The sequence below is a fragment of the uncultured Gimesia sp. genome, assembly GCF_937910335.1.
Lineage (GTDB): Bacteria > Planctomycetota > Planctomycetia > Planctomycetales > Planctomycetaceae > Gimesia.
Map to the genome: position 1 here is coordinate 1 of NZ_CALEMX010000487.1, position 24,168 is coordinate 24,168.

13 protein-coding genes are annotated in these 24,168 nt (G+C 45.5%); 7 read left to right on the forward strand and 6 right to left on the reverse strand.

Annotated features, from left to right (window positions below; all coding sequences use genetic code 11):
- The first annotated feature begins 64 nt into the window (after window positions 1-64).
- Genes Q0668_RS19785 through Q0668_RS19810 form a run of 6 tightly spaced genes read left to right on the forward strand, consistent with a single transcriptional unit; the run spans window position 65 to window position 5,339 of the window.
- Window positions 65-952, forward strand: coding sequence for an RDD family protein (locus tag Q0668_RS19785; RefSeq protein WP_298867813.1), 888 nt, complete (start codon window positions 65-67; stop codon window positions 950-952).
- Window positions 945-2,048, forward strand: a complete 1,104-nt coding sequence (locus tag Q0668_RS19790; RefSeq protein WP_298867815.1) for a stage II sporulation protein M — start codon at window positions 945-947, stop codon at window positions 2,046-2,048. Before Q0668_RS19785 ends, Q0668_RS19790 begins: the two co-directional genes overlap by 8 nt.
- Window positions 2,045-2,959, forward strand: a complete 915-nt coding sequence (locus Q0668_RS19795) for a hypothetical protein (RefSeq protein WP_298867818.1) — start codon at window positions 2,045-2,047, stop codon at window positions 2,957-2,959. Before Q0668_RS19790 ends, Q0668_RS19795 begins: the two co-directional genes overlap by 4 nt.
- A complete protein-coding gene (locus Q0668_RS19800; RefSeq protein WP_298867820.1) occupies window positions 2,959-3,753 on the forward strand; it encodes a hypothetical protein in 795 nt (264 codons plus the stop codon). Before Q0668_RS19795 ends, Q0668_RS19800 begins: the two co-directional genes overlap by 1 nt.
- Window positions 3,704-4,969 carry a DUF4350 domain-containing protein gene (locus Q0668_RS19805; protein WP_298867822.1) on the forward strand — a complete coding sequence of 422 codons (1,266 nt, stop codon included), beginning with the start codon at window positions 3,704-3,706 and terminating at the stop codon, window positions 4,967-4,969. The genes Q0668_RS19800 and Q0668_RS19805 overlap by 50 nt, the downstream gene beginning before the upstream one ends.
- 13 nt (window positions 4,970-4,982) lie before the next feature.
- Entirely contained in the window at window positions 4,983-5,339 is a 357-nt protein-coding gene (locus Q0668_RS19810) for a Rieske (2Fe-2S) protein (protein ID WP_298867824.1), read from the forward strand.
- On the opposite strand, the gene Q0668_RS19815 is transcribed toward Q0668_RS19810, so the two are convergent.
- The 3 genes from Q0668_RS19815 to Q0668_RS19825 all read right to left on the reverse strand — a co-directional run bounded on the left by Q0668_RS19815 (window position 5,330) and on the right by Q0668_RS19825 (window position 17,848).
- Window positions 5,330-6,013, reverse strand: a complete 684-nt coding sequence (locus Q0668_RS19815) for a metal-dependent hydrolase (RefSeq protein ID WP_366918968.1) — start codon at window positions 6,011-6,013, stop codon at window positions 5,330-5,332. The genes Q0668_RS19810 and Q0668_RS19815 overlap by 10 nt on opposite strands.
- Before the next feature lie 75 nt (window positions 6,014-6,088).
- On the reverse strand, window positions 6,089-14,125 hold the full coding sequence (locus Q0668_RS19820; protein ID WP_298867828.1) for a hypothetical protein: 8,037 nt from the start codon (window positions 14,123-14,125) through the stop codon (window positions 6,089-6,091).
- Between the two features lie 183 nt (window positions 14,126-14,308).
- Window positions 14,309-17,848 (reverse strand): hypothetical protein, encoded by a 3,540-nt coding sequence (locus tag Q0668_RS19825; RefSeq protein ID WP_298867830.1) that lies wholly within the window; start codon window positions 17,846-17,848, stop codon window positions 14,309-14,311.
- Window positions 17,849-18,369: 521 nt separating this feature from the next.
- On the opposite strand from Q0668_RS19825, the gene Q0668_RS19830 reads away from it, so the two are divergent.
- The gene (locus tag Q0668_RS19830; RefSeq protein ID WP_298867832.1) at window positions 18,370-19,785 is read left to right on the forward strand and encodes a hypothetical protein; all 1,416 of its coding nucleotides are present in this window, start codon (window positions 18,370-18,372) and stop codon (window positions 19,783-19,785) included.
- A 15-nt stretch (window positions 19,786-19,800) separates the two neighbouring features.
- Here Q0668_RS19830 and Q0668_RS19835 read toward each other — a convergent pair whose 3' ends face one another.
- The 3 genes from Q0668_RS19835 to Q0668_RS19845 form a co-directional block, all read right to left on the reverse strand.
- Window positions 19,801-21,441: a TolC family protein gene (locus Q0668_RS19835; protein WP_298867834.1), complete on the reverse strand. Its 1,641-nt coding sequence runs from the start codon at window positions 21,439-21,441 to the stop codon at window positions 19,801-19,803.
- A 246-nt stretch (window positions 21,442-21,687) separates the two neighbouring features.
- The gene (locus Q0668_RS19840) at window positions 21,688-23,223 is read right to left on the reverse strand and encodes an HTTM domain-containing protein (protein WP_298867836.1); all 1,536 of its coding nucleotides are present in this window, start codon (window positions 23,221-23,223) and stop codon (window positions 21,688-21,690) included.
- Between the two features lie 75 nt (window positions 23,224-23,298).
- Complete coding sequence (locus Q0668_RS19845; RefSeq protein ID WP_298867838.1) at window positions 23,299-23,967, reverse strand: hypothetical protein; 669 nt, start codon at window positions 23,965-23,967, stop codon at window positions 23,299-23,301.
- Between the last annotated feature and the right edge of the window lie 201 nt (window positions 23,968-24,168).

Below are 24,168 nucleotides of genomic sequence, written 5' to 3' on the forward strand. Positions count from 1 at the left end.
ATGACAGCATTCATAAGTGCTTTATGCCTCGAACCTTTCCTTTATATGCCAGAGTCTGTGTTTCATGATATCAACCACCATCGGTGAGACAAACACAACTCCAGCAGTTATTTCTCCGCCGGAAAACTCTACCCGGCGCGAAGTCCTTGGCCTGGAGATGCTGATTGAGACGCCCGAAAATGTTATTTTGACGTACCAGCTTGCCGGTCCGGCAAAGAGATATCTTGCTTATATGATTGATCTGGCTATTCGTATGGCACTAACGCTAGGCATGTGGATTGTCGTTCCGATACTGGGTATCGTCTTGCCGGGAACCGCAATGGGAATCCTGCTCGTCTTGATGTTCTTAAATACCTGGGGCTACTACACGATTTCAGAAGGGTTTTTCAAAGGACAATCCATTGGTAAACATATCTGTGGAATACGTGTGATTCGTGACGGTGGATATCCCATTACTTTCTGGCCAGCACTACTAAGAAACCTCGTGCGAAGTGCAGACGCGATTATTTTTTATGGTGTTGGTTTTACAAGTATGTTACTTACACGTCGCTTCCAAAGGCTCGGCGATCTAGTGGCGGGAACGGTCGTTATTCAGGAACGAACTCTATCGCTGCCGAGAAAGCCTGTTATTCTCGATAAAATTCAACCTTTGAATAAAAATGAAATCGGTAGTTTTTTACCACGCGATGAAATCCTCTCATTGATCGACGAGTTTATTGGTCGCAGGCATGTACTCACTTATGATCGCGGACATGCCCTGGCTGCGGTTTTAGCCAATAATCTAGCGGAGCGATTGAATTACTCGGGTGATCCCAAAAAGTTAACCCAATACCCGATGGCATTTCTGGCTTCAGTCTACAAAACATTCAGCTTTTCCCAGGAGGAGGAAGAACAGGAGTTTGTCTCTGCTTATCATCCCCGAAATCAGACTGCGGAGGTGAACCTTGAATAAACACAAATTTATTGAACAAAGGCGACCACACTGGAAACAGTTTGAAGAAACTCTCAGGGATGCTTCAAGATCTTCGCTCTCCAAACTTCCTGCAGAAGATATTTCGAATATTTCTCAACAATTACGTGAGGTTTCACATGATTTAGCTACGATACGATCGCGTGGGTGGGGCCATGATTTGATATCGTATTTAAATGATCTGGTCGCCCGTGGACATAATCTGTTTTATAGTGCTCCTCCTACTAATTTTGCTGGCCTCTACCGTTATCTGGCGATTGATTTCCCCCGTCTGTTTCGTGCCAACTTCGGCTATTTTCTCACAGCCTGTCTCTTATTTTTTCTGCCACTGGGAATCAGCTGGTATGTTGTTCAAAACAACCCCAGTCTGGCAAACAGGGTCATACCCGAAGAACTCATGTCTAGATTTGATACGATGTATGGAACAGAGAGCCCACTTAACTCAGAAGAGAAAAAAACCGAGGATCAAGAAGAAGAAACAGATTCGTCCGAGGACACCAGCTTCGGTAGCTTTGGTGATCAACGAGCAACGATGGCTGGTTTTTACATTAACAACAATGTGGGAATCGCATTGAAGTGTTTTGCATTAGGAATTCTGTTGGGAATTGGTACTGTTTACACTCTGTTATTCAATGGTATCTTTCTGGGTGCCGTATCTGGATATATTGTCAGCCAGGGCAACGGAGATCGTTTTTTAAGCTTTGTCATTTCACATGGCTCTTTTGAATTGACGGCGATTGCCGTTGCAGGAGGCGCCGGTCTCATGCTGGGCAATGCCCTGATTCATCCCGGTCAGAGAAAACGGTTCGAATCATTGCAGGTTCGCGGACTCGAAGCGGTTCAGATTGCAGGAGGTGCCGCCGTAATGCTGGTTGTGGCTGCGTTTATAGAAGCATTCTGGTCCCCGTCTGACATTCCGAATCTCGTAAAATACGTCGTGGGAAGCGGACTCTGGTTACTGGTCTTTTTATATCTGGGATTAGCGGGACTGCAATCTGATTCTCGGTTAGTTTCAGTGAGAAACAAGGAGCGAACCAGATCTCATAAATCGGACCATAGTGGGAAACAGCAACGATGAGATTTGAGCATGTCAATATTGCCTTTGTTCCTCGTAATTCAGCCAATTGTCTGGATTTGGCGATTATGTTCTATGGTCGCTTTCTAGTCTCCATTCTCAAGCTCTGGGCGATGTTTGCCATTCCCGCTTGTACGCTGGTCTATCTGCTCAGCTACTATTTTCTGGTAGATCTTAGAATCGCAATCACAATCGCTTATTTTACAACATCACCTCTGGGAGTTTTGCTTACCTGGAATACAGCATTATTTACTTTTGGAAATTCAAAGGGGTTCCCAAGTTTAAAGCGCCAATTGAATCCAAAATTGATTTCGTTAATCATTCGTTGTCTGTTTGACAGAACTGTTTTATTTCTCGGACCCGCATTAATTTTTTTCTCCGGTAATATTTTTATTATGCTGGGTTTCATTTATCTTCTGTTTCCGGGAATCTGGTTGGCATTACGGAACGGATTTCGAGTGGAACAGTCTTCGCTCCGTTATGCCGGCATCGCTTCATCACAGGGAACATCCCACGATCATCGTACGAAAGATTTAATTTCACATGATTTTGGGACACTATTTTTTCGAGGTGCCATGACATTCTTTTTCTGCTATCTAATAACATTCGTACTCTTTATCACCTTTGATTATCTTTCCTATACGTTGCTGGAATATCCAATATTAATGGGCCAAATTCCTTATGTTTTCGATCCTGAATCGATAGACCAGTCCCTGACTAATATCATACTTCTGATGACATCAGACCCAAGAGTTTTAACATTTTTGACGGGTTTCATTTTACTTGTTTATCCCATTGGTCGAATCGCCTGGTTCTTTACTTACATCGATCTACGGGTTCGTCTCGATTGCTGGGACATGGAATTACGTATGGCGGAACTTTCGCAAAAACTGAATCCTGGAGAGGCAACATAATGACGTGTTACTCCCAACAGGGTTTTATTCATAAATTAAAATTCATACTGTTTGTGACAGCCAGCCTGTCCCTGATGACAGCGACCGCTTTTTCACAGTCTACAAAGAACGCGCCATTCGATAACAATGCGCCTGATCGGGCAATGATTGAACAGGATACAAAAGAAATTCTCAATCGTCCTGAATTTCGCCATCTGACGCGAGAACGACAGATAGCCACAGATTCACCATTTGACCTCGAAGAACTCATCAAAGAAGAGCCAGAAACAAACACCGCTACCAACGATTCCTTCATAGCCGCCTTTGCGGGATCTATCATCATGTTATTTTCCTATGTTGGTATTGTCTGCGCCTGCGGTTTAATAGTGTATCTGCTCTATCGGTCTCTCTCTGGCTTCAGGTTTTCAGACAAAATAAAAGACAAATCACCCCCAGATCAATTACAAGGCGAATTGACATTGGAAGAGATTCTTTCTCCTGCTGAAAGCGAGGCATCAACATATCTGCAGAGAGCAAAAGAGTTGGCCCTGACCGGGGACTACCACAATGCCATCATTCAGTTGTTATATGGATCAATGAGTTTTATTGAACGATCGGGCTGGATTCGCTTTCGCAAAGGATTAACGTATCGGGATTATCTCCGCGCAACGCGACCTCACGGCTTGCCCTGCGATTCATTACGTCAGATGATTCGAACCTATGAACCATTGGGGTTCGGCCGCCGGGAAGCCACCAGAGAACATTTTGAAAGTACACTTAGTCATTATGAAGCCGCCTTCCAGAAAAAAGCGTGAACGCAGGAACGCCGGCTGGATCTGGCTGATGTTCCTCTGCGCATTACTCTCTCTCCACCTCTGGTTTCCAGAGTTTGGCACGGGAGCGTTCGACGATTCCTATAGTTCTTCTGCTGGTGGGAAAAAAGCGTTCTATCTGTTAATGGATTACGAATCATTTGGCGCAGAACGGAATCGTGTCCCCTTAACAGTCGCAATTTCTTCTTTGGACTATGACGATTCACTATGTCTCCTGGGGCCGGCCAGATACCCGAGTCCGTTGGAGTGGTCTTCCCTGCTTGCATGGGTAAAAGAGGGAGGGCATCTGATCGTTTCTGCGAATCACGAACACCCGGAATTTAAAATTGAACCATTAAAAATCAGCGTGAATTATCTCGATGAAACGGACCGTGAAAACATACCAATTGCTGAGCCAAATTCAGAAAAGAAAGAAGAGAGCTCTCTCTCGATATCATTAAAAAAAGAACATAGCCTGTTAGAAGGCAAGGCCACAACAGTCTTTCCTGACGCCCCCTCTATCGTCTGGGAGACCAACGCCCAGGTGAAATCAAAAACCGGACAAACACTTATTTCGTTAGGAGAGACTAAACAGGCGGTGCGAATGAAACACGGCTTTGGGGAAATAGTTGTTGCCGCTTCATCTGAAATTTTTTCCAATCAATCGATGGTTGATGGCGGAAGTGTTCCCGCATATCGACTGATTGAATCGGTGGGCGAAGCTGATTATATTGTCATTGATGAATCGTTAAATGCATCGGGCACTTCAAAGGTGGTGGCATTGTTAATTGACCCTACCTTTCGGCCATTGACGATCCAGCTCCTGATTACCCTGCTGGTATTTGGCTGGTGGCGCAGTACGCGGTTCGGCCCGATCCTTTCGTCCCACATACTTCCCCGGCATAACATTGTGTCTCACACTGACAATGTCGGGAATTTACACTATAAAAACGGAAATGGTCGTGCTTTACTCTATGCTTATGTCAAACAGTTGTTCACGGAATTAAATCTCAGACGATTTCGGGGAGAAGAACACAGGGTGATTGACCCCATTGCCCGGCGCTTGAATGAAGACCCTCAAAAAGTGAAGTCTTTTCTGAAACAGGCGGCGAAACTCTCGAAATCGGAAAAAGTGACTCGTCAACAATTGGGTGATTTGATTCGTAAATTGTCAAAAATTCGTCAAGCAGCTCAACCTGGCAGTTCCAGGATTAAATAACGAAAGCATTTCAGTGCTCACATATTTTTCTATTGCCAAAGTAGGAGACATTCCAGAAGGGGAAGGCCGCGCATTCCATGTAGAAGGACAGATGGTTGCCGTCTTCCTTAAAGAGGGGGCTTACACAGCCATCAATGACTTCTGCCCGCATCAGGGGGCACCGCTTTCTACCGGATATGTTGATGATGAGGGGGCGGTCACCTGTCCGTGGCATGCCTGGCGATTCTGTATCAAAGAAGGAACCTGGCTCGATAATCCCAGGTCAAAACTACAGGTTCCCGTGTACCCGATTCGTATTGAAGGTGATGAGATCCAAGTGGGACTGGAACTCCCTCCCGAAGAATCAGAAACCCGAGAAACTCAGAGTTGAAATGACTCTCCCGGCTCCAATACGATGGGTTCAGCCGATGTCTGGTTTCGAATTTGATCAGCCCACGCGGCTGCATCCTGTTCAATCAGAGGCCAGGTATTATAATGCATGGGCATTACGCGTTTCGGGGCGATCATGCTGGTTGCTTTGACTGAGTCATCAGGGCCCATTGTAAAATTATCTCCAATGGGTAGGATTGCGAGATCCACACCTTCCTCACCGATCAGTCTCATATCGGAAAACAGACCAGTATCTGCAGCAAAATAAATTGTTCCCTCTTCTAATTTCAGCAGAATTCCACAAGGACTGCCTCCATTACTTCCGTCGGGAAGCATTGAACCGTGATGCGCAATTGTGAGTTTCACTGTTCCGAAATCGTATTTGTGTGCGCCACCTATATGCTGCGGATGCACATTTTCCACACCCTGCTTTCCCATCCACTCAATGATTTCATAATTCGCAATCACCAGCGCATTGGTCCGCTTCGCAATTTCGACCGTATCTCCGACATGATCGCCATGTCCATGACTGACGATAATTGCATCAGTTTTCGCCTCGTTCGCTGAAATCGATGCATTTGGATTCCCTGTAAAAAAGGGATCCAAGATGATTATTTTACCGGCGGTTTCAATTTGAAAGGTGGAATGTCCCAGCCAGGTAATATTCGTTCCCATGTTTGCCTCTGAGGGTGAGAGAAGAAGTTGACTCAAGTTACACATCTGCAAGATACAACAAATCGTCAATCTATTTCAAGCAGTTTGCTTCACATATCGATAGGCAAAACAGATTACCCCGCTGACAAAACAAACCATTGCGAAAGCCGCAATCCCTCCACTCAGTAATAACCAGCCTGCCAGACCGATGAAAATCATAATCGCTCCCAGCCCTTTTTGAGCTGATGCAGATTGAGGACAGCGGGATACAGACCAGACTAACCCGATTAAGATAACGCTCCAAAATAAAGTCCAGAGCACCGCGGAACCCATCTTATACGTATTTTCGGATCGTACATTCAAGGCCAGCTTCGGTTGGCCGTTAATTTTCGAGAACACGAGTTTGTGACCTTTCAAGGGAATCTCAAACTTGAGCGAAATTCCCCCCGCCTGTGTCCAAGCCGTTTGCTGGTCACCTCTTCCTTTTCCAACATCGACTATGAAGTGATTACCAGAATAAGGTCGTTTACTACTATCAGAATTGCGAATTGTATGTGACTTAAGCGATGCAGGCCCGCCTAGCGGCAGGTTTGGTGCTTCTTCAATATCATTCAACTGATACCATACATTTTTTTCTTTTTGTATCGCCTGATTTCTGCCTTCTCGATTCTTAAATTGTAATTTCCACTTACGTGTTTGCTCATCACCAGCAGATGCATTTGGATTTTTTCCCAAGCTCAGTTTTTCATTGAGGCCGAATGGTGAATTTTTTGGCATTTGACCTAGTTGTTGTGTGCTCAGATTAGATTGAATCTGCTCGTTCGCATTCAGTAAGCTTTGCTGCCTTCTGAGAGCGCGACCGTCAGCCGATTGGGATTTGCCCCCTTTTTGCTTTTTCGCATCTGATTTGCCTTTTCCTGCTGAATAGAAGAAGCCTTTCAGTTGAGATTTGGAATCTGTGATTTCATGTGGAACTCCTGGTTTTCCAATGGGAGTTCCTGCATGAGCTTGAGCAAGTGTATTCTGTTTCGTTTGAAGACGAGGTCGGCCATTTGCATTGTACAGGTCCGTATTATTTCCGATGACTAACTGATTAAAAGTTTCTTCAGAATCAAAATCGGCCTGCCCATCTTTATCTTTAGAAAATCCAAGTATTTTTTTTCGTTGTTCCTGCCGTTGCTGCTCCTTCAATTGGATTTCGCTGATCTGCTGCTTAATCTGTTTTCCTTCCCGGCTGTTAGTCGGGTTCGCAGCCCGTTCCAGTTTCTGTTCCAACTGTTTGAGATTTCTAACTACCCGGCCGCGAACGCGATCACTTTTACTTCCAGTGTAAACGGAGTATAAGTTTTTCACATCGTTGTTCAGGTTGGAGATGCTCAAACCCTCATCGTCAATACTTTCAACGGGAGTCATATTCGTCCGCGGATCATCGAGCAATGCTGTCGCGGAATATTCATCGGGAACATAAACGGTCCACTTTGTCTGAGCGACTGGAATTCCATAATCGGCATCTTCAGCAGGAATGACAATCTGGGGAGGCTGTAAATCAATTGCTTCTGCTGACCACCGGAAAGCCCCTTTCGGCAAGGGAGATGTCAGGCGACCTGCCAATATTAAATTTACTGAAAACGAGAGATCGGCTGCACTCCCTTTGGGTAATGCAATCAGGTAAATGACCTCGTTTTTATTCTTTAGTTTTGCATCATCTTTTAACACGACGGGAGCCGTGGGTACATCTTTGACGAAAGCGCTTAGTACCTGAGTATTTTCTGGAAGTCGAACTGCCAGAAATTGTCGTGAACGATTTCGTAATCGATAGTCTGCATGTGTTTTCCAGCTGCCGTCATTTGCCAGTACCGTCGTCAATTCTGACAAATTGACGGCAGCGGCTGCTCCCTGATCGGCCTGAAACTGTTGAATCTGATAGGTTGGCGGTTTGCCATTCTGAATGATACGTGCCAACTCCATCGCCTGATTTGCCAACGAATCATTAATTTTCAAAGGCATTTCCTGACGATCGATGCTTGCGATACTTTCCGGATTCATCAAAGAAAGACGTGCCCATGAATGATTTACAAGCATTAGAAAGTGTTGTTGAATTTCTAATTCGGTAGTCTGTGGATCAACTTTTCCACTGGTATCCATGACTCGCACTTGTGGAATTTCGATCTGACCGGAAGTTGGCGGTGACAGAGTCGATTCAGCCGTGATGAAGTAAGAACCTTCGACGGAATCCTGCAGAGAAACCGTCCATTGCACAATGGTTCCACCAATCACTCGTTTATCCACCTGACGAATCGATTCTCCACGAAAATCAAGATGCTCGCCTAACCAGGCAGGTGTCGTAAACGAGAATTTGTCAGTCGCAGCCCCCTGAATGGACCAGCGAATTCCGACGGTATGACTTACAGAAACATTTCCAACGGTTGTCATTACCAGCGAGTTGGCTGTAATTACAGGCTGTGCAGGAGAAATATCCAGTTTTACCCACTCTGGTAATTCGGCCGACGAGCGAAATGCAAACTGAGGTAATCGGGATTGCTGTCCTTTTAACTCGGCAGACAGATCATCAGCCGAAATTGCGCGCCAATCTTTTAATTCCGGCGCACGAGCCACCAGAGATTCATCACACCAGATGGCAAGATCACTTCGAACTGATGAAACTCCCAACGGCGTAGGCATCATCACTTCTGCTTCGCGTTGATTCCCTTCGCGAGGAATCACGCCATCAAAAACAACTTCCACCTGATTTGTTTTCAGTTCCTTAAATTCAAACACCAGCACCCGCATATCGTCGGCGTTCTGTTCAATGACATACCAGTCATCAAGGCCTGCTGCGTTCACGTTCAAAACCAGATAAGTTTCGGGCAATTCCACTACAAATGTGGACTCTGGAATTCCCTTTAGTTGATAACGCACCCTGCTGGAGAGGCTCATCTTCCGCTGAGAAACCAACACAGCGTGTTCAGCAATCGCCTGTTTTTCGGCCTGTCGACGCGTCACAAGAAACTGAAGTGACAGAGGGCGCCTGGAAAAACGATATGCCCATTGTGGACTCAGAGTTTGCCCGGCTATTTTTAATAAGGGTGTAGACGTACCCGGATTTTGAAATTTTCGCAAATCAATCTGAATCGCTCCTGTGATCTCTTCCGGGCGAACTTGAAACTGTGGCTCCAAATAGATCCCAACGGTGCCTGTTTCATTTGTGATATTTTCAGGCACGATTTCAGGCAGGTTGACGGAGCGTGATTGCTTGCCAACCGACAAAGGCTGAAAAGCGACTACATTGACCTGAGTTGTATCTTTCACATCACGTCGCAAAAATATCTTAATGCGGCGTGCTTCACCAGATCCTACAATTTCCCAGCCCCCCACGTCTGGTCCACTGACAGATTGAATGCGTAACGCTTCGGAAATTTTCAAATCAGCCTGATTCATTTCCCCTTGACGGATGCGATATTTATGTTCGCTCTGCAGTTTCATACCCGCGTCTTGAAGGATCATTGCCAGAGTTGACTTACATTGCACGACTCCCTGAATGGCGCCCCGGGCTTCTGCCGGCCGCCAGGCAATTTGAATATCGCCTCCCTGATCGATGGGAAGTTCCAGAACTGCTTTTCCTGCGACCATCTTTTTGCGATAAGAGGCTCTGGTGCCTGTCACACTGATTTGCGATTTGGGATCAGGCAGTTCCAAAGTCAATCGGCCACTGGCTACCGCCTGCAGATCAATATGAAAACTACCTGCGATTCCCGTTTGTTGTGCTGGAAGATCAAATTCCAGATCGAGCAGATGCAAACCTGGTTTGGGTATGACAATGGAATAAAAATGCGCTGCGACTGCTTTTTTTGCGATGTTTTTTTGCTTTGGATAGGTCAGCAGCGTTGCCGTCTTCCCGTCCAGCAGTGCACTGCTCATCGCGACTTGTCCTAATGGTAAAGGTAGTGTAACAGGCTGATTGCCAACCGTGTGAATCACCAGACGTCCCGTTACATGCACAACTGCCTGACCTGCTGCTGCCCCCGGCTGTAGTTTGGCAGCATAAAGTGCCTGACTGATGGCACCGACTGACGCGGTCGCCTGATTCACTGGCTGATCAGGGTTTGCTGCGTTCCAGAGTTTCGTAAATTCTTTTCGTGACAGAAAAACCCGCTGCGAACTTAAAGGGTCAGTACCTGCTTCATAGGGTACCACTAGATTCTGAGGCAACCGTGGCTCAAACGTTGGCTTCTTTTGAGCAAAAACAGACGCTGATTCAAACAGTAAACTACCCAGCAAGATCAATGACACAACCGTTGCTTTTTTATGATTCGACGAAGGAAATAATTCTTTAATCTCTGAACTAAGCTTGCGGACAATCCATTCTCCTATCCAGAAACAAACCGCCAGCATAGAACCCCAAAAGACGCCATCCAGAATTATCTGATACTTGACAGGAATCAGTGCACTGCAAGCGAATGGCAACAGCAGACCGATGAGAACCAAAGTCAGTTTTCGTAAACAGGACATTCCCCGCATGAGCCAGAACAACCAGAACACAGCCGCGATGACTGCCACGAAGATTCTCTGACTCGTCTGTCTCTCCTGCAGTGAGAAAGCCAGCGCCAACGGTTTTTTTTGAGGTTCTCCATAATATTGAAAAGACAGCATGCGAAAACCATCTGGCTCCGGCAAAGGAGCCACGACTGACAATCGTCCGCCTAACGCTTTTGCAGGACGTACTTCAGCCAGTTTTCCGGTCGCTTCCTTTTTGGCAGACTCTCCGGCTTGTATCGCGGGAACATTCAACCTGCTTCCTCCCATCCCTCCTTGTGCTCCACGAGATAATGTCTGGTCACCACCAAATCCACCCTTAGATCTTTCTATCAACCTTTCTTTTTCCACACCAAAAAGACTCTCACTCGCAGGAGATTCTTCAGGCAATGACAATGCTTGCGACAGGGGAACTGTAAAACCCGGTTTTGTGACAGGCGCTCTAGCTGCTGATGGTTGAGACGTCGCTGGTGCGGCCATTTCCGCTTGAACTTCGAAGACATCGTCGACACCACCAGATAAGTCCGCATCATCATTTAAATAATATGCAGAGGGTAGTTCCGCATACGAGGGGAAGCTGGCAGCTTCACGTGATTGTTGGACTGCAGGTAACATTAATGCCACCAGCACAGCCAAGATACAAAAACCGCCGATCAAGGAAGCCGCGCCAGTGAATCCTCCTCTGCGAAACGCATACGTACAAATCAAAAGCACAACAGACACAAAGAAGATAACAAAGGCTCTACCCAGAATTTCTCTCGTTGAAAGCAGGGAAACCTGTTGACGAATCGTTTCAATCATACCGAAACGAGTCAATGGTTGATCTGGTACGAAATCTCCGGTGCTCTCCGAAATGAATATTTCATTCGGATACAGAATGGACCATGATTGATTTAGAATCTTTAAGGGTTGGATCAAACCTGTGCCACCGACGACAGCAACCTGTGGCGGGCTTTGTGTAAATTGCCGTGTTTTATGTACCGGCGCCCGGTTTGCATCATACAACAGTTTCAAAGTGTGAGCGCCGTCCGCTCGACTGTCCGCAGAAACGGGAACAATGAATGCCTGGCCGGTATCACGAACTTCAACAGGTTTCTCATTCACAAGGGCAGATAATAATTGAGATTGATCTGGTAAAATGACCCGTAGAGATTGAATGCCCACTGCAGAAAAAACCAGGAGTGCCTCGTTTTGGACTTCACCTGCATTTCCTAATACACTTTTCAGGATCAGTTGATGAGCAATTGCGGTCGGCACGGCTGTCTGATCAAAACGGGTTTCCTCAGCCTGAATCTCGTGCCCGACTCCAACAAACCGGTAAGCGGCTACGATTCGTTCTCGTGGCTGGTAAGAAACAGGCTGTTGTAATTCGGCCGCGTCAATGGATGTCAGCGACTGACCGCGCAGACCAGTCGCTTGAATTTTCAAACGCTGATCACCCTCGGCTTCAAACGCGACTTCACCATATTGACGATCTGCAGACATAATCTGCAGTTGAGGAATTTTAACGATCTCCCCCACTTTCCGCAGCTGTTCTACCGTCACTGCCAGAATCTGTTTCCCACTTAAACGTCGATCCATTTTTAACGTCCAGACGCGGACTCCATTCATTGGTTCGTCGGCGACTTGCTCGATAATTTTACCTGATGTTTTTATCAGTCGAAATTGTAGATCTGATCCCGCGCTTTCAGGAAGTGCCACCATTAACGTTCGATAACTGCCACGCTCCACATTCAGTGTCGCTTCGAAATGAGAAAACAGAGTCGTCTGATCCAATCTGACATATTGTAAATGGTGTGCGGCTAATTGAAGTGGCTTTCTAGAGACTGACATACTGCCCGCATAGTTATCGTCTTGATACTGATATCCGAAGCGCATCCTGGGAAGCTGTTCCTGTATCGGTTCCAGATTCGTCAACCCACTGGGAATCAGATCCCAATCGCTATTGGCATTTATGACAATCGAACCTTCCAGAATTTTTGCCTGAGGCAATTCAATTTCAGGAAGTTTCAGCAACTGACTGTCCGCTTCCGGAGGCCAGTTTTCCAGGTCACGATGGGCTAGTACCATTACTTTGGCTTCCGTATTTGCGGATAGCGCTTTGGGAAAGGTGAGTCGAATGAATTTACTGCCGGCTTCTCGAGACGATTCTTTCCAATCAATGTTTTGGTTTTGCAGAGTTGCTCCCAGTATCGTCCATTCGGCTGGAATCTTCATTTGAAATTCGAATAGAGGCGCGAACAGACTTTCTACCGTTGTGACCAATCGTAAATCCATACCCTGCTCATTGATCTCAACAACAGTGGAAGCAGCCATTTGCACTTCAGACCGTTTTTCCTGCGTAATCAGAGTGATTCTGAATTTTGGCTGCCAGAAATCATAATCCAGACCGGGATTCACTGCAGTGCGAACGGGCGTGCCTTTCCGTTTTGGTTTCTTTTCTAGAACCTGTCGTCTGACACCATCGGCCTGCTCCACCTGCAAACGAACGCCTAACGGATAGCGAATTAATACAGATCCCACATGGGAGTTTACTTTATCAATGTAGAGATCGGGGACTTTCCAGGCTTGATCCGTTTCAGTTGTCATCACACCGCGACAGAGAATTTTTCGCTCACCCTCAATGGGTTGGCGATAATTCAGAGTAATCTCAGTTCGACGTCGATCTTTCATACTGTCGTTTAAGATCCAGGATTCCAGGCCCGTTGATTCCACGCTGACAATTTCCAGAGATTGAGGAACACTGAGTACAATTTGATCGAGAGTCTGACCGTAGATATTGAGAGCCGACTGTGCCTGCCAGGCAACTTTTCCGGGACTCACCGAAACACCGATCGCACTCCGGGCAAACACCAGCGAATCATTTGATTGTTGACGAGCCTGCTCTGTCATTTTTAAACTCACCTGACCTTCGCCGCCAATAGGGAAGTCGTAGACTCTTTTTTTATCAGCTGGAGCAGACGAACTTACCTTTAAATCATTTACGATAAGGTGCTGGTTTGAAGGAATTTCTATCTTGAAGTGACTGGGAATACGAGGCAGGAGTTGAAACTGGGCAACCTGATCGCTGCCTACCGTATTCAGTGGTGCTGACATTTTTAACACAAGTTGATGTTCGCCCGGATGCTGACTAAACAACTGCAACATCGTTGTTTTCCCTGTCGAGCGTGCAATCATCGCTGGTTTTTGATCCAACGTTACCGCTTCAACCGCTAACCCATTTAAAGGCAGATTAATTATTGTCAGCTTCTGTTTAAATTGTCGAAACGAAATCGTTGCTTCAATTAATAGCTGACGATCCGAACTTTCTGCCCGATACGTCGCAGCATGGAGAATGACATTGGACTGTGGTATCTCAACACCGCCGGAATTCAACCTGGCTTGTTTTTTTAAAGCTTCATATTTTGACCGCGGTAGTAACACACCACTGCGATCGCGGTTTATTAAGGCGTCCAACTGATCCACTGGAATATAAACGGCGGTCTTAGGCCATTTTTTCGGTTCGGGATTCGATGCACTTTTTTTGGCAACAGTCTTCTGCGCAGAGACAAGCTGTAGATCAAATGAACTCAGACATGCAATGCAACTTACCAAACACATCAAAAAACTCAAAAAGCCTTTATGATGAAGAAATAGCCGATGCGAATCGGTTGTGATCTGGCAAGAGTTTTTCGTATTCAGAATCATGGCGAACCTCATTGAAGTTTGTCGCTCACTATTTGTCTTATTTATTCATACATTAACGATGCCTGTCTTGGGTAAAACAGGCATCACAAATTGTCTCTACTCGTTATCTGATTGATCTTGCAGGAAATCATCAAATACACCCGGAGGCGGAATCACAGCCGTTGAATGACCACTGACATTGATTGCTGGTTTCTGTGAATCAGACAAAACATGCGGCTTACCTGATATAGAGGATTGTCCGGAAAACGCATACAAAATCCATAAAACCAGCAGTGTATATATTCCAAAGCGGGCTGCATAAACACCATACAGGATTATGTCAGCGTTGTTTAATGAGACCAGCGCGAGAATAAATACTACGAAAATCAGGGTAGCTACTTTATTAACCCATGATTTTTTTCGCATCACAAAAGCAATCGCGACCAAAGCAAAACTCAGCACCCAGGAAACATTGGAGAGTTTCCACCATGAGACAGCGATTTCACTACTGTCGCCTAAACGAGTAAAAGTAAATGCACGGCCTTCAGTGGGAAAGTCGATCAAGGAACCGGCTGTGGCACCAATCCATGAATCAAAGGCATTCCCTGAAACCTTCTTCCCTCCCCGTTTGGGAATGATGCCAGCAAGAGAAGGTGGATCCGCGAGTTCAAACTCGTCAGAGACACTCACCAGAGCGTACTGCTCTGGAACCCAGATTGCTGACTTTAATTGTTGAACAACCACATTCTCGCCAGTCGTCCCACCAAATCGAGGTAGTGGCAGTTTCAAGTTGCCACCCCATGAATCAGTGATCCGGGGCACGGGTTTCTTGAAAATCAGGCTAATCAAAAATGATTGATCTGAAGCTTGATCGCGCGCCACATTTATAAAGTAAGTGGACCAACCCACTTCCTTTTGGCCTTGCTCATCTTTTTCCAGAGGAACTGGTTGACCGGCTACAGTAACACTGAGAGGCTCCATGCCTTCCGGCAAAGCCACTTTTAGCTGTTGACGTTCACTAGACTTCATTAAATATCGACAACGATAGGTTGAATGCCCTTCCTTGCTCACGACCACTTCTACCAGTGATTTCAAAATGATTGTTTCCACAACTTCCTGAATTTTGTGTCGTGTAGATGCGAGTTCCAGAGTCACTGGCTGATTATAGTAGCGATAAGCCAGGAAACCTTCCTGAGGTAAATACTTCAACTCACGAATATCGATCGGATCCAGCAGCTCGTCCAATTGAGATGTTGAAACAGAAAGAGTTTTCGATTTTCTGACGGATATCTCTCCATAAACCCTGGATAACGGAACAGACCGAGATCGCTGTTGATCTTCCGTTTTTTCCAGACCGAGTACTTTCAATGGCTGCAGAATGATTTTCTTCAGCGAAAGTTCTTCTGTTTCATTTTCCTTTGCCACTTTCTTTTCGTTGTCAGCCTTCGCTTCTGCCTTATCACCTTCCGCATCTTTGGCAACTTCTTTTTTCACGGGCTTTGGCACAGAAGCTAACATGCCCGGGGTGATGTCATAGCGAACTTCAATCGAATAAGGCCCTTGTACATTCCGCTGCGTAGTAACAGTCCAGATAACCCAACCACCATCGACGGCCTTTTCGGAACGGCTCTTCTGCTTGATCGAGGGAGCTGGTGCTGCAGACAATAATCGAATCTGAATCAAGTCGGCGATTGCTTCGGGTACAGCAAATCGAAAAGTATCTATGCCCGCGTATTGTACCTGGTAATTGACTCTCGTTGTCACTTCTGCAATTTGTTCTTTGACATCGACACTGGTTGCCACGTCTGCTACGAGTCGTGTTGGCTTAATTCGAATCTGAACCGGAATCATGACCGGACGACGATTGTAATCCCAAAGTGAAGCCAACGACATGTTGGCGGCCTGTGACCGCGTTGTATTGGTAGCAGGCTGCGCACCAATCACGTCGGGATTGTTAATAATCAGTTCCATTGATTCCGGCGCAAAAACGGCAATCTGACCCGTTTCCCGTTCGATGTTCGTGGGTTCCAATAATGGAACATTAATTTTTGAATCCTGTTCTCCCTGATTGAAATCCTGATGACCACGAATCTGTAGTTTGAGTTTCCCCTGATACTTTTGCAGTAATGAGATTGTTAACAGCCGAGACTTTTTATCAAAGTTATATTCTTTCAATCCCGCGACATTGACTGAGTCGATTTCGAGTTGAGCGGGGACCTTCAGTTGAAATGAAAATATGCCTGCCCGTTGAATATCATAATCCAGTAAGGCACCCAGTTTTATTTCATCTTCACCAAAAAAGCACTCCGTCAGTTGATTCACAAATATACGAGGTTTCAGGGGTTGTACGCTGATTTGCAACTTTGCTGAAGGGTTAAAGAACCGGTAATAGATTGCGTTTGGTCTTTGAATACTTGCAGGCATCCCGGTCGCTTCACTGCGCGTTACTCCCTCGGAACTGGTAACGGAAAACGTCATCGTTTCTCCGGGAACAATGGCAATCTGACCACTTTCCCTGATGACATCCAGTGCATGAATTCCATTCGTGGTTGCGTCAGAGAAACCTAAGATTTCAAATGCTTCTTCCGGGATTTCCTTTTCTGTATGCACTTGAATCATCGCACCATTTTGTAACTTATTGAGGAACTCCACCGAGATGACTTGCCTGTTCTCTGCTTTCTCTACTTTCCAACTTTTAATTTTTGTATTGGAGGAAGAGAGATCCAGAATACGATCATTGAGAGGAACCGCGATCCGCGCACTCTGCATATCGCCTCTGAGAACGTCGTATTTCAATGACGCCTGTGTATGGATCAAACCATCTCGTATGGAAACCAGAGTGGAGTTTTCGACACTAGCCAGTAAATCCATTTCCGGTTTAGTGCTTTCACGGGGGTACCAGAGAACGGAGATTTGATTTGTAGCCCCCAAAGTCGACTTGACCATTGTTGAGGTTTTCGTTGATTCGATGGGAAGCCTGACTAACTGTGGTGTAATTTTTACTGTCTGGTCCGCTTCCGGAATCGACAATTCCAATGTCGTGATCCCCACTGTCGGACATTCAAACTGAAAACTGCGGCCTTCAGGTGAATTTTTCACACGCGTTAACAGCTCAATCTGTACCTGATGTTCCCCTTTTTCGGAAAGCAGTAGTGCATAACTACCATTACCTGTTCCCCGCAAAAAGACTTTGGACTTCCCGGAAGTTACTTTTCCAATGGCGGCCTTTCCAAATCTTAGCGGAACTTCCACCCAGGGGTCACCCATCACCTGAACCGTCAGGTTACAGTTGATACGGACGACATTTTCTTCAATCGTTCCGGTATACGATGAATTTGTAACGACGGCTTTGACCGGAAAGTGGAAACCCCCATCGGTATTGATTCCAGCCGCTTGAGACCAGAGATTTAAATATTCCAGATACGGCATGAAAATCGTCGCATCGGACTTGTTGAATACTTCCTTAATATTTTTAAAGGGGACATAAATCAGGCGATCCCAGTCATTCTCTTCTTTCGCAGTTTTTTCCGGATCATTCACTCCAGGCTTACCTGCATCTACCGGTGCCTGTGCCATCGAAAATTGGGTAATCCCAAGAGTCAGGGAGGCAATGAACGAAAAAAGGAAGAAACGAGGTGTGAATCTCAGATATCGCATATTATCCACCTTTTGTACATTATTCATTACCCTGCCATAATGTGAGAATAGACAGCAAACAGGGCAATCGCGTAAAAAGCGTTAAATTAAGAGTTTACAGAGTCCAGTATAGTTTTTTTCACTCGTTGTCTGAAAGATTGGACGTAAGTGAGACTAGTGAAATTGCGAAAAAAACGAAACTTTTCTACAAATCTGTTACGCAATTCAAGAAGCTCCAGTCAATCTCGCTCTCTAAAACAAGACGTTTGAAGGGCTGTTCTCAAACGAATCAGGTGATAAGGGAAGCTTTTCTCAGTCTGGCAAATCTCAAAAAAACATCGGTTTACCGATACAGGAAGCAGTGATAAACATCTTCCGGAGCAAGAAGCGTGCACAAATCAATATTTCACACAGGATTATGGCTCCCGCGTTTCCTGCTTGCTTCATAAACAAAAGCCATTAAAGTTTTGTTTTGCTGAATTGAATCCAGTGGAATCGCATTACATTCTCATTGAAGAACACCATTCAGGAATCGTGCCGACATGTTTCGAAATAACCTTCTTCGAGCTTTGTTTTTAAAATTGATAGCGCTGTCAAGTTTCTATTTATTGACAGGACTGAACCAAAGTCTGATCGCAGGTGACCTGAAGATCATTACGTTCAATGAAGATATCACCCCCGAGTTGGGAATTCCGGTGGCTTATGCTCCTGCAAGAAAAATTGTAACTCCACTTTACGCACGCGGAGTTGTGCTGATATCCGATGAGCGCCCGGTTGTATTGTGCGCAGTAGATGCCATTGGAATTGGAAATGAAGGATATGACATCTGGCGAACGAAATTGGCTGAGGCAGCGAAGACAACGGCGGATCGCGTTGCCGTTCATTCACTGCACCAGCATGACGCGCCACGCTTTGACTTCGCGACTGAGAAAATCATGGAACAGCAAGGACTTGGTGGAAAACGCTACGACAATGAATACAACAGACAATGCATCCAGAAAGTGGCAAGCGCGATCAAATCGAAGTGGGACGCTCCCCAAACCATCACTCATCTTGGTATCGGGAAAGCGAAGGTAGAAAAAGTCGCCTCGAATCGACGCCTGCTGGGCGAAAATGGCAAAGTTCGATTGATGCGATGGAGTAAATCTAAATCTCCTGAAGCGATAAAGGCTCCTGAAGGTACAATTGATCCCTTCCTGCGATCCCTCTGCTTCTGGAATCAGGACCATCCTATTGCCGTACTTAGTTACTATGCCACTCATCCACAAAGCTATTACGGTCAAGGTGATGTGAACTATGAATTTACAGGCATGGCGCGTGAAGCCAGAAATAAAGCATTGCCGGGCACTCTCAATGTCTACTTCAATGGAGCAGCCGGAAATATTGCGGCTGGCAAATACAACAATGGCTCGAAAAAAATGCGACCCATTCTTGCAAGTCGTATTGAATCGGCAATGAAAAAAGCATTTGAAAACCAGAAAGTGGAAGAAGTCACTTCCGCAGACTTGAACTGGAAAACCGAACTGACAGCCTTACCCGTCTCTACTCATCTGAACCCTGAAACCTTATTGGCGATCGTCAACGATCACAAAAAAAATGTGAGAGAGCGGTCTTCGGCTGCCTTTCAACTGGTCTGGTACCGCCGCGCGAGTGCAGGGCATCAAATACCGATAACCTGTCTGCATTTGAAATCAGCAGCAATCTTGCATCTTCCGGGGGAATTATTCATCGAATATCAATTACAAGCTCAGAAATTGGCGCCGGACAAAACCGTCTTCATGGCTGCCTATGGTGATTATGGTCCCGGTTATATTTGCACGGAGATTGCTTATTCACAAGGAGGATATGAATCAAGCCCTCGCGCCAGTCGAGTGGCTCCGGAAGTTGAATCGGTCCTCATGAAAGTGATCGAAAAGCTGGTGACTTCAACACCCCAAAGTCATCAAAGTAAACCCTGAGAATCATCTTTGATGCTATTGTCCATTTAAAGCTGATCCACGCTGGCTCGTGCCACCTGCTCCCTGACTGATATCGCCTACTTCATTCAAGCCTCCAGTCAGCAACAGGCCGGATATCTGAATTTCCGCCTGACGCATTGCGACGAGTGAAGTGACATACGACTGAGTTGATTCAAAAAAAGTACGACGTGCGGTCAAAACTCGCAGGAATTCAAATTCTCCCTGCCGATATCCTTCGTTGGTTAGCTCCAGGTTTTCTTTTGCCGAAGGGATGATTTCTTTTTCAAATCTTTCAACTTGTTGAGAAGCCTGCTGAAAGTTCCGATAAGTGATCGCCAATTGGTCCCTTAACAACAGCTGGATTCGTTCGGCATCGTTTAATGCACGATGGTAGTCTGAAGAAGCAACAGTGATATTACCTTCATTCCGATTAAAGAGTGGTAAATATACGCCGAGCTGAGCATTCACGATCTCATTACCTGTTTGGTAATCGTGCCCTACTCCTACTTGTGTCTGCAAGTTAGGCTTTGCCTGAACCTGTTGTCGTTCAATTTGAGACTGAGCTCGCTGGACACGATAATAAGCAGCCTGAAGCTCTGGGCTATTAGAAATCAGGGTCTGATAACTGGAATCCCAATCAGAAACTTTTGCAATTTGATCTTTAAGATCACCGGTCAAACGTCCCGATTCTAAATCTGGAACACCCACGACATTCACCAGCCGCTTCCATGACGCTTGATAAGCCAGTACAGCATTTTGATGAATGATCTGTACCTGATTCAATTGAATTTTAGCTTGCAGGATATCAGCGCGACTCGCCTGTTGGGCTTTAAATAATTGCTGAGTTACTTTCAGCCCGTCTTCAGCTATCTTGAGTAATTCCGTTGTCAGTTCAATTCTTCTTTGCGCGCCCAGCGTTTCGTAATGTCGTGAACGGACATCATTTTCAACACGCATTCGTTGTGCTTCATACTTCCATGATGTTTCCTGAACGTCTTTTTCTGCTACCAGTTCATTTAACCTGAGTTTATCTCCCGTGACAAAAGTCTGAGAAATAAAAGCACCCTGCCTGCCTGCAGTGCCGCCATCCCCAATTTCATCACCAAAATATCCTACAATCGGATTGGGGCGTTTCCCCACCTGAGTTTGAATACCGCAGGCTTTACCGACAACGGCAGACGCCTGTGCCAGAGTCGGATTGTATTGGCCGGCCATCTCTTCCATTTGGGCAAGTGAATAGCTCTTGCTTCCAAGACTCCCAAGTGTAGATTGACTTCCTGATGGCGCAGGAGGTACGGGGGGAGTCTTCAGTGAAATTTGATTAATGACAGGCTCATGCTTGAACTCGCTCTCGCTGGAATCGATTGCCTGCAATTCAGATTCTGCCTGTTCAAATGCCGGAAGCTCTTCTGATAACTCATCAGATTGTTTTTGATTCGTCGTTTTTTTAACAAACGGCTTCGCGGTGATGGAACTTGGAGAATGGAGACTCTCTGGTTCAACTGTGGTGTATTGTTCAAACTGTGAACAACTGGATAAACAGAATACCAGTCCCATAAAAACCAAAAATGAAACTATGAAATCAAATACTAAAAAATGCCTCTGGCGATTTCTTTCGCTGAAAAGGCAAACCAGATATTGATAGAACTTCGACATTGCAATCCTTTGCAAATCTCTGAAACGTAAAATGGGGTACTCAGAGTATCGGCAAGGGGAGATTCCGTATCGGTATTTAGAATGATGGAATTACCCGAGAAGACCAAATAGCTGGTCAACGTTGCAAGTAGAAGCTGTTACACTCATTAAAGACTTTTGGCAATCTGGTAAAAATATACCGATTTTAAAGTACTTGATTGATTAACCCGCATAAATTACCACTCAGAAACTGAGATTCCTGATGGATCAATTAGCGACCGCTGAAAGTTTGGGGAGAAGAGTAACCGAACGTCGCAATACTTCTTTTCCTTTTGACTTGATGGAAACATAGTATTTCCCTGGTTCAAGAACTTCATTGGCATAAATCTGGAATGTGTTTCGTAAATGTTCCCGAGAAACAATATTTCCTGAACGATGCACAATGCGTCCATTCTCTTCACAGAAGTGGCAGTCGATCCAGATATCTTCATGAGGTGGATTAAGACAACATTGTACGAGAATCAAATCTCCAACCATAAACTCGGTTTTACGATTTGTGAGCCGTCCACCCACAATTTGCGTTCCCACATCAACAGAAAGAAACTTGTCTTTTTGTCGCATCACCTGTTCCGGCGCCAGCATCTTTTGTACCAGCTCTGGATCAACTTCATGTAATGTCATTCGACCCTCGGCCCGTCTCAGACCATATAAGTCTTGTTGATACTCCACATAAACACTCAGGAATAAAACAGCCATGATGGCGCTCGTCCAGCTGACAGGTGATTTCCACCCAACATCTTTTTGTGGACGCAATCGTTCCACAGCTAAACTCAGTGCAGCTGAATATTGTCTCAACCAGTGTCCCTTGCGGCAGAATCGACGATATTGAGCTGACATCCATTGCACATCTTTCTCCGTGAGAAAGCAGAAATACATCGAAATTGAAATCATGGGAAAGATGTAGAGCCCCAATGAGAAGAATGTTCCAATATGAAATGCCGTTCCCATTGCCAGCCCAATAATTCGTCCCCATTTTTGCCAGACGAAAAAGACAAAAGCAATTTCCCAGACAATGGCTATATATGACATGACTGATAAAATAATCGGATACATTGTTAAAAAGTCGCCCACGGGATGTGGGTTATTATAACGTGACATCGCCCAGTAGCTGATCTGATCGCCTTCGAGATACCCGGGAGTATGCAGCTTCGTAATGCCAGCTCCGAAATAAATGACGGCTATTAGAATCTGTATCAGTCGTTGAGGCCAAATCTCAAAACGAGGTTTTTCATGTTTTGTATATTGCGGTATCGATATCCTGGCCTGCCTGCCTTTCAACCAACTGTCAACTGACCAGATAGCACCACAGTTTGAAAGGCTAAGCAAAAATAAGACATGGGTAGCGATGGCAGAATACTTCGTCGTCATACTAATGCTATCCATGAAACAGAAGTAAACATAAAGTATCACAGAAGCAATCAGTGAAAACCGGGTCATCCAGCCTAGACTACTGCAGACTAGAAAAAATCCCAATGCAGCAAACAATGCAACAGCCGCTGTTCCTGGAAGAAGCGGCAGAAAATCATAAAAGCCAAAAATATCGGCCAGAGGCGCAGGCGCCCCATCAGCAGAAAATAACTCTCTTGAAAAAGACCATCGGGTACATACCGTTCCAAACAAAACAAGTGGAATCAACATTCGCACGATAGCTAACCCGTAAGGAATTTCTTTCGCAAAAAAGAAACGTTTGAACGGATTATGAATCGAGTGAACTTGAGCAGAACTCACTTCTTTGACATCCATGCTTAAAGTCCTGTTTGAAGTTTTGACTTATAAAAGGAATGAACTGGTGAAAATTAATCGAAACGCAACGGACCTTTAATTTCCCACTGGCGATGCCAAGTGAACGGGTACATCCGGATGATGCTGTGGCCCTTCGGGTTCAATTCGACTACCAATCGTTGCCGCGAAAAACGGACGTGCGCGGTTCATATCACTAATCAAGCGAGGATTGTCGTTGATTTGCAGATAACGCTGTCGGGCAAGCCAGGATACATAGTTTTGTGCAATCACGCCTTCAGGAGTAATCACTCTACGTAATCGATAATAATTGTGAAAATCTTTCGGCTCTTCATAACGCTGATCCCAGATCGAATCGGGCAGGTTATACTTTTTACACCAGGCTTCTTCGATGCACAAAATTCGAAGCATAGGCTCATGCTCGGTCTTATCGAGTGCATTCATGGCCATTCTCAACCAGGCATCGCCGGTCGTGTCGTAATGTCGACGCCCTAGATTCCCATAAGGTTTATATTCACCCCAGGGACCTGGTGCCAGCTCATAATATTTTCCGCTGATCCCTTCCCCAACGATATGGGTACGAATGGAATAAGCAGACCAGCCACAGAACATATCCCATACAATGTAATACATGGTGGGATGCCTGCCAGTTTTGTAGGAAAAGGTGTGGCTGAAAATGCCAAACAACAAAATTCCTATGTAACTGGTAATTGTCAGATAAGTTAATCCACGTTTCAGTAATCGCATCAGAATAGCCTTCCCTGGCTTAATAATGAGATCAAAATTTATAAAACCCTGTCACACAAGGACTTGAAGTTTCAGAGCCATTCAAACATCGCTCGTGAAACCCTTCACCCTGGATTTGGAGTGGTAAATATTGCCGATCTTTGAATTCAGGTCAATAGCAACCTTCTTGTCCGATTTAACTCGCTCACGCACGCGGGTTGA

What these genes read in the sequence shown, in the direction of transcription:
- Q0668_RS19785 (WP_298867813.1), top strand. Translation starts at nt 65, where the DNA reads ATGATATCAACCACCATCGGTGAGACAAACACAACTCCAGCAGTTATT.
- Q0668_RS19795 (WP_298867818.1), top strand. Translation starts at nt 2,045, where the DNA reads ATGAGATTTGAGCATGTCAATATTGCCTTTGTTCCTCGTAATTCAGCC.
- Q0668_RS19800 (WP_298867820.1), top strand. Translation starts at nt 2,959, where the DNA reads ATGACGTGTTACTCCCAACAGGGTTTTATTCATAAATTAAAATTCATA.
- Q0668_RS19815 (WP_366918968.1), bottom strand. Translation starts at nt 6,013, where the DNA reads ATGGGAACGAATATTACCTGGCTGGGACATTCCACCTTTCAAATTGAA.
- Q0668_RS19820 (WP_298867828.1), bottom strand. Translation starts at nt 14,125, where the DNA reads ATGTGTTTGGTAAGTTGCATTGCATGTCTGAGTTCATTTGATCTACAG.
- Q0668_RS19825 (WP_298867830.1), bottom strand. Translation starts at nt 17,848, where the DNA reads ATGCGATATCTGAGATTCACACCTCGTTTCTTCCTTTTTTCGTTCATT.
- Q0668_RS19830 (WP_298867832.1), top strand. Translation starts at nt 18,370, where the DNA reads ATGTTTCGAAATAACCTTCTTCGAGCTTTGTTTTTAAAATTGATAGCG.
- Q0668_RS19835 (WP_298867834.1), bottom strand. Translation starts at nt 21,441, where the DNA reads ATGTCGAAGTTCTATCAATATCTGGTTTGCCTTTTCAGCGAAAGAAAT.
- Q0668_RS19840 (WP_298867836.1), bottom strand. Translation starts at nt 23,223, where the DNA reads ATGGATGTCAAAGAAGTGAGTTCTGCTCAAGTTCACTCGATTCATAAT.
- Q0668_RS19845 (WP_298867838.1), bottom strand. Translation starts at nt 23,967, where the DNA reads ATGCGATTACTGAAACGTGGATTAACTTATCTGACAATTACCAGTTAC.